Source organism: Filifactor sp., assembly GCF_057248345.1.
On the sequence record NZ_DBHIIC010000061.1, the window covers coordinates 1 to 6,811 of the forward strand.

Annotated in this window: 5 protein-coding genes and 1 tRNA gene; 4 read left to right on the forward strand and 2 right to left on the reverse strand. The window is 33.2% G+C overall.

Translation table 11 applies throughout. From position 1 onward, the window contains the following. Window positions 1-197: 197 nt before the first annotated feature. The 3 genes from ACO5GE_RS07615 (at window position 198) to ACO5GE_RS07625 (ending at window position 2,236) form a co-directional block, all read left to right on the forward strand. Window positions 198-338: a YvrJ family protein gene (locus tag ACO5GE_RS07615; RefSeq protein WP_484830317.1), complete on the forward strand. Its 141-nt coding sequence runs from the start codon at window positions 198-200 to the stop codon at window positions 336-338. Between the two features lie 329 nt (window positions 339-667). Next, window positions 668-1,120: an N-acetylmuramoyl-L-alanine amidase gene (locus ACO5GE_RS07620; protein WP_484830318.1), complete on the forward strand. Its 453-nt coding sequence runs from the start codon at window positions 668-670 to the stop codon at window positions 1,118-1,120. A 576-nt stretch (window positions 1,121-1,696) separates the two neighbouring features. After that, a complete protein-coding gene (locus ACO5GE_RS07625; RefSeq protein WP_484830319.1) occupies window positions 1,697-2,236 on the forward strand; it encodes a peroxiredoxin in 540 nt (179 codons plus the stop codon). A gap of 290 nt (window positions 2,237-2,526) precedes the next feature. Here ACO5GE_RS07625 and ACO5GE_RS07630 read toward each other — a convergent pair. After that, window positions 2,527-2,602, reverse strand: a tRNA-Thr gene (locus ACO5GE_RS07630). 546 nt (window positions 2,603-3,148) lie between these two features. Between ACO5GE_RS07630 and ACO5GE_RS07635 the strand changes: the two genes are divergently transcribed. Then, a complete protein-coding gene (locus tag ACO5GE_RS07635) occupies window positions 3,149-5,497 on the forward strand; it encodes an S-layer homology domain-containing protein (protein ID WP_484830320.1) in 2,349 nt (782 codons plus the stop codon). Window positions 5,498-5,747: 250 nt separating this feature from the next. Here ACO5GE_RS07635 and ACO5GE_RS07640 read toward each other — a convergent pair whose 3' ends face one another. Further along, a complete protein-coding gene (locus ACO5GE_RS07640) occupies window positions 5,748-6,155 on the reverse strand; it encodes a hypothetical protein (RefSeq protein ID WP_484830321.1) in 408 nt (135 codons plus the stop codon). Window positions 6,156-6,811: the final 656 nt, after the last annotated feature.

Below are 6,811 nucleotides of genomic sequence, written 5' to 3' on the forward strand. Positions count from 1 at the left end.
CTTTTTGCAAATAACTGCAAACTCGATGTAACAGTAGTTTTTAAATAGATAGGATAAATATTGAAGAGAAGAATGACGATTCATAACAAGAAATCTAAAATGTCACACATTTTGAACATATATGTTAAAAGAGAGAAAATAAAGTGGAGCATAAGATGGAAAAAGAGTCTATGGTATGAAACAGAAAGGAGAAACTCATGGAAGAGTGGATTATGAATGTATCAAATTATGGATTTCCTATTGTGGTGAGTATCTATCTGTTGATTCGATTGGAGACAAAATTAGACTATCTGACAGAAAGTATTCATGAGCTGACAATAGAATTGAAAAAAGATTAAACAAGAAGATAGAGGTTTCTTCAGAAAATTGATTTTTATAACAATGGAATAAAGAATTCAAATATATATGAAGCGGAAATATTAAGAAAAATCTAACCGAAAGATAAATAGACACAGATAGAATGTTTGGAAAAAAAGACAGTATCTTTATCTCAGGACAATAGGGAAGATAACATGATGACAAAGAGAATATGACAATGAGAAAGGAAAGATGACTTTTTTGATTGGAACAAAATCGTGATAACAGATGTAAAAAGAATGGTTCAAAAATAATAAAACAAAAAGATTGGGAGCCGGAAAAAATAACGATTATAAATAAGGAGGTAAGAATGAAACTAATCAAACCCAATATAATATTTCGAAACAGTCTAAGACCTTTACTGCAACAAAACGTCAAGTATATTGTGATTCATCATGCAGAAGCGACAAACGCTAGTTGGCAAGATATTCATCGGTGGCATCAGAATCGTGGTTGGGCAGGAGCAGGATATCATGAATACATCACTAAGTCCGGAGAAGTATATTTGTTAAGAGGAAGCGAAACTGCTGAACAATGCAGGGAAGGAGTTCATGTCAAAGGGTACAATAAAGAGAGTTATGGTATTTGTTTGGAAGGAAATTACAACATAGAGCATAGAATCCCGTATGTGCAGATGGAAGCGCTATTTTTTCGGATTATAGAAAAGAAAAAGATGTATCCCAAAGCAAAAGTGAAACTACACAAACAGTTGAGCAGTACAGATTGTCCCGGTACATTTTTTCCTCTTATATTAGATGATTAGAGAAAAAATAAATAGCTGAACACAGAATAATGGTAGTTTCAAAAAAGATAATTGTTTTTTATGAGAGAGACTCTAAAAAAGTAATTATCTTTTTTTATGGTGCCTTACCTATTGATGAGTAGTTATTAACAGTACGAAACCACTGAGTATTCTATAAATTAGAATGAACGATAATCATCAAAATTAGAAACATTGTAAAAAAGTTCCTGTGACTTTTAATCATCGATTACTGTAAAAAAGCACTCCGTATCCAATATGCAAAAACGGAAAAATCATATTTTGATAGTTTTCTAAGATTATGTATATAAAACTCAATTGATGATAAAAATTGAGATTTCCGACTGTCTAAAATGAATGAATTTAAACAATCTATCATATTAGGATGTGATAATAAAAATGATAATATTATTTCAAAAAATTTTTTATTTTTATGATTAAAAAAAATTATCAAGGGTAAATAAATAGCAGATAATATTGTTTATCAATTATTTAAATAAAAGTAAGAAATCCAGTTTGACAACATTGTGGTAAGTAGGTTTTCTTACGGTAAATAAAAACTATAAGGAGGATTTTAACATGGCAAACAGAATGGTAGGAAACAAAGCACCGGATTTTAAAATGTTAGCAGTATCAGGAGATGCATCCGAAATTAAAGAGGTATCATTAGCAGATTATAAAGGTAAATGGTTAGTATTATTCTTCTATCCAAGAGATTTTACATTTGTATGTCCAACTGAAATTCGTGCAATTAGTGATAAATGTCACGAATTCCAAAAAATTGGAGCAGAAATCTTAGGAGTGAGTACAGACAGTGAATTCTCTCATAAATCTTGGATTTTGGCGGATGAAGATAAAGGTGGAATCGGATATTTACAATTCCCTCTTGCAGCTGATACTACACACGAAGTATCTAAAGACTATGGTGTGTTGATTGAAGAAACAGGAGCAGCGTTAAGAGGATTGTTCATCATCAATCCGGAAGGAGAATTAAAATATCAAGTAGTGCATGATTTGAATGTAGGTCGTTCCGTAAATGAAACACTTCGTGTTCTTCAAGCACTACAAGCCGGAGGAATGTGTCCTATGGATTGGGAACCTGGAGATGATATGCTATAAAAAGCAGAAATGATATTGAGAGTATTATTTTTGATGTTAACTTTTTAGAAGTAAAGGGTTTCAAATCATAGAAAAAGACACTTTATAAAAATGTCGTATAAAATGGAGTAAAGACCATCTCTTTTTGTGAATCAACTACACAAAAAGAGATGTTTTTTTTTGGAGATATTGAAATAAAAAGTTTGGAACTGATAGACAGGAAGGATTTATTTCAAAAGGAGATACAAACCTTAAGTGTAATTTTTTTATGAAAAAAGATAAAAAAGACACGAATCATCGTGTCTTTTTACTGGAGCTACTAACCGGACTTGAACCGGTGACCTCCGCCTTACCAAGGCGACGCTCTACCTCCTGAGCCATAGTAGCATAAAAAATGAACAAATTTGTTGCAAATAAAAGTATTTCAAATCTGTTTTTCAAACATCTCTTCTCTGAAATCAATAGTCATTGACTAGAACATCGTCTTTTATCAATAAGATGTGATATGGTTCATTCTGAAAAAATTCCAATTGTCATAATGTTTGTTGTGAAGACGATTAACTACAAAGTGTTTTCGAGAAGTTTACCTAATACATTATATCGAACTGCAAAAAATTGTCAATGTTTTTTGGAAATATTAAATTTCTTAAATATTATGTTTCGTTTATGAATGATAGTGGTAATTATATGATAAAAGGGAGATTAGACCGATGAATAGAAATGACATCATCTCCCGAACAGAAATTTATTTAGATGACATCCCCGGATACTTGGAAATATCAAGAAATATATATATTTTTTTCAAAGATATCAATTTTAGTTGATGATTCACAAAAATTGTTGAAAAACTGATTGTCATATCGAAGAAATCTGTGGTACAATGTCATCTAATAATTTAAATTTTAATATATAATTTATTAAGGAGGAGATTTCATGAATCGTATTTTAAAACTACGGCAGATAGTTAGTTTCATTGTGCTAAGTGTTCTTGTCATAACAACTATTTTTCCACAAGGAGCATTTGCCGATCCTGTAGTGGAACAGGGAAGCGTTATTTTTGTAACAAATCATGGTAATCAGACAGTAGAATTCAATTCTCTTTCTGAAACAATTAACCATACAGATGCACATGGAAATAAAGCAAATGAGACAGATTCCGGCGGTGGATTTTCAAAAGCTTATTTTATTGGTTGGTCAACTGTACCAAGCTATGACGGTAGACAAACTGATGCCAAAGTATTTTATGGACATGAACCGCTTTCTAACGCTTTTCCGGAAGGGTTTGACTCTTCACCAAAAAAATTGTATGCGTTTTATTTAGATACTTCCGTTGTTTTGGCTTTAGCAAATAGATTTAACGGAAATATTGAAATTAACCGTGAGAATTTAGTTCCAAGTGAAAGCGTTATAGATAATATCAATCAGAGTGATATCAAATCTGTAGTGAATAAGGCGACAACAATTTATCTAAAAGATGATGTTTCTGCGAAACATAAATTGAACTTTGGAGCATCATTCACTTTGAATCCATTTATTACAGCTGTAGTTAGATATAGTCCATCGCACTATTTCCAACCCGGCACTGCTGAACATTATCCTGATAATGATGCAACGATAGATGCAAATCCGGATAACTATAAAGAAAATATAAGTCAAGTACCGAATAAGTACACTTATGTTGATTTACACGTAAAATTGGATCCTCGTATTGAAGTGTCAAATTCATTAGAGTTTGATTTCAATTCTTATGCTTTTAGACCTTTTGCAGTTTTAAAACCGGATTATTCCGGTAAGTTTGCGACTCAAAACATCAATGGGAAACATGTGACGGTTGATACAGAAGGGTCTAACGAATTTATTATCAGAACACGTATTTTAGGAAGTGAAGTTCCTGCAACAGTTAGTCTTGCAGAAGCATCCAAGGATATGCAATTGGTTAGCACAAAAGCGGATAATTTCCAAATTTCTAAAGAAGACATTCTAAAAATTGCAAGAGATGAAGAAGCTCCACTTAACATCGGTGGTCATATCCAAGGTGGGATGAAGCTATATCAAAGAAGCTTTTTTGGGTTTATGATAGGTGGACCTACTGATATTCCTAGACAGACAGCAGAGAATGTTACAATTGATTTTGAACCTGCTAAGGTAAAGTTTGATTTAAATACAAGTCGATTCGGACAGACAACAGAGCAAGATTTGGGAACTGCAATTGTTGCAAAAGATGGAACTATCAATAGCGATATTTTAGACCGTCCTACAAAACCTACTCATCTTACGATAGGAGAGTCTATGCTTGATAATTTATCTAATTTTACAATTCCAAGCGGAGCTCACTCAGGGGTATATCTATTTAGAGGATGGAATACAAAACCGGATGGAACAGGTACAGCCTTTTCAGGAGATACAGTTGTTGTTGAAGATATGACAGTGTATGCAGTGTGGGTGAAACAATCTTCAGGTGGAGGAAGTTCAGACGATGACGATGATGATCCACAACCAACACCACAACCACAACCACAACCAACACCACAACCACAACCGACACCACAACCACAACCAACACCGAAAGATCCAACAGATGATAAAGTGAGAGTGGAACTGAACAGAGTAGATCACTATGCATATATGGTAGGATATCCTGACAAAACATTCCGAGCAGATGCACAGATGACAAGAGCGGAAGTAACAATGATGTTTGCAAGATTGCTTGTAGATAGACCGGTTGGTACACCGTTTATGGAAAGCAGATACAGTGATGTGATAGAATCTAACTGGTTCTCTTATGCAGTAGACTATATGAGTGAAGAAAATATCGTAAAAGGTTATCCGGATGGAACGTTCAGACCGAATGCTCCAATCACAAGAGCAGAATTTGCTGCTATCTCAGCAAGATTCGATAAACTTCTTGATGAAGGAAACCACTCATTCACAGATGTAAGTGAAGATCACTGGGCAGCTAAAGTAATTGCCAGAGCGGCAGTGAAAGGTTGGGTAAGCGGATATCCTGATGGAACCTTCAAACCGAACCAAAATATCACAAGAACTGAAGTAGTATCTTCAACAAACAGAATCTTAAACAGATATGCTGACGTGGAATTTGCGAAAGCTCATAGTGACGAATTGGCACCAATGATTGATATAGCAGATACACATTGGGGATATGGAGCAATCGTAGAGGCTATGAACGGACACGATTATGTAAGATTAGAAGACGGTAAATCAGAAAGATGGGAAAGATTGAATGGAAAATCATTCACATTCCCAACACCGTTAGGAAAATAGAATGATCGTTTAATAAAGAGAGAACAATCCAATGATTAGTTATCCTTTATAAGAATGGATACAAAAAAAGCACTTCCTATACAGATCACCATGATGTGATTAGGAGGTGCTTTTTTTTATACTTCGTTGTTGGCGATAATAGTAGATAAGTAGTTTCAAGTGATGAATAGATGATGTTGATGAAGAAAACACCCTTATAGAGTCATCTTATCGAATGATACAACCTACAATCGTATCATTATTGTTTCTATTATTCCCGATAGGCATGAATATGATGTGCTTCTAATTTTGCAATCAAAGAATGGATTGCTTGATTGATATCGTCTTCTCTATCGAGAGGAACCCTATTGTTATTCTGATAGATTGTTTTGTGAAATTGGAATAGACGACTTTTCTTTCCATTTTTCAAGTGAATGCGCAATGTGCCGTAAAATCCACCGGCACGAATATTGTAACATAAACGGAATGCAACAGATTCCACTTCATCCATCTTAAAAGTCTGAGGAATACCTGCCAATACAATGAGAGAATCATCTTCCAAAATAATCACTTCGTATTTGTTGTATCCTCTATAGTTCAAATTGTTTTTAAACAACAAAATAAGTGTAAGTCCACAAAAGCATAAAATGATTATGTCTAGTAAAAAAAATGTACGCATAGCAAAACTCCTATTCAGTGGTAATCAAATTAGTATATGATAAAGCAAATAAACAATTCAATGGCATAAACGATAATAATAGATGGCCATCATTTAGGAAAAGATTTATACCTCGAATAAGGAACGGATGGTATATGGTGAGATATCCTACTTTTTTTTATTATAATTGCCTATATCTATTATAATTGCCTATAACAGTAGTGCATAATACATAATGCAACAAGGAGGATAACTATAATAAAATAAAGAATATTAGAATATAAATAAGTATATCAGAAAAAATGCAATCTTGCTAACAGTTATATAATGTGACACACAATTTTCTTTGTAGATATGTTCGGTATTAGAAGATAAAAAGAAGTGAAACCGAAAGATTTTAGGAACGTAATTCTTATCTTTAATGAGGAGGAAATTGACATTGTGTTTTGAGTCTTTCATATTGACAAAACAGTTGTATTCTTATAAAATGAAACAATAGGTAGGTGCTAAATCAAAGAGCTTGCTACTAAACGATGTCAGGCCTTTGTCATGATAATGTATGGCTACATAGGAATGATATTAGCGAAAAAGATTTTAAAAAACTACCATACAGTTTCATTAAAATTTTTAGGAGGAAGAAAAATGGGAAAAGCAAAATTTGAAAGAAGTAAACCACA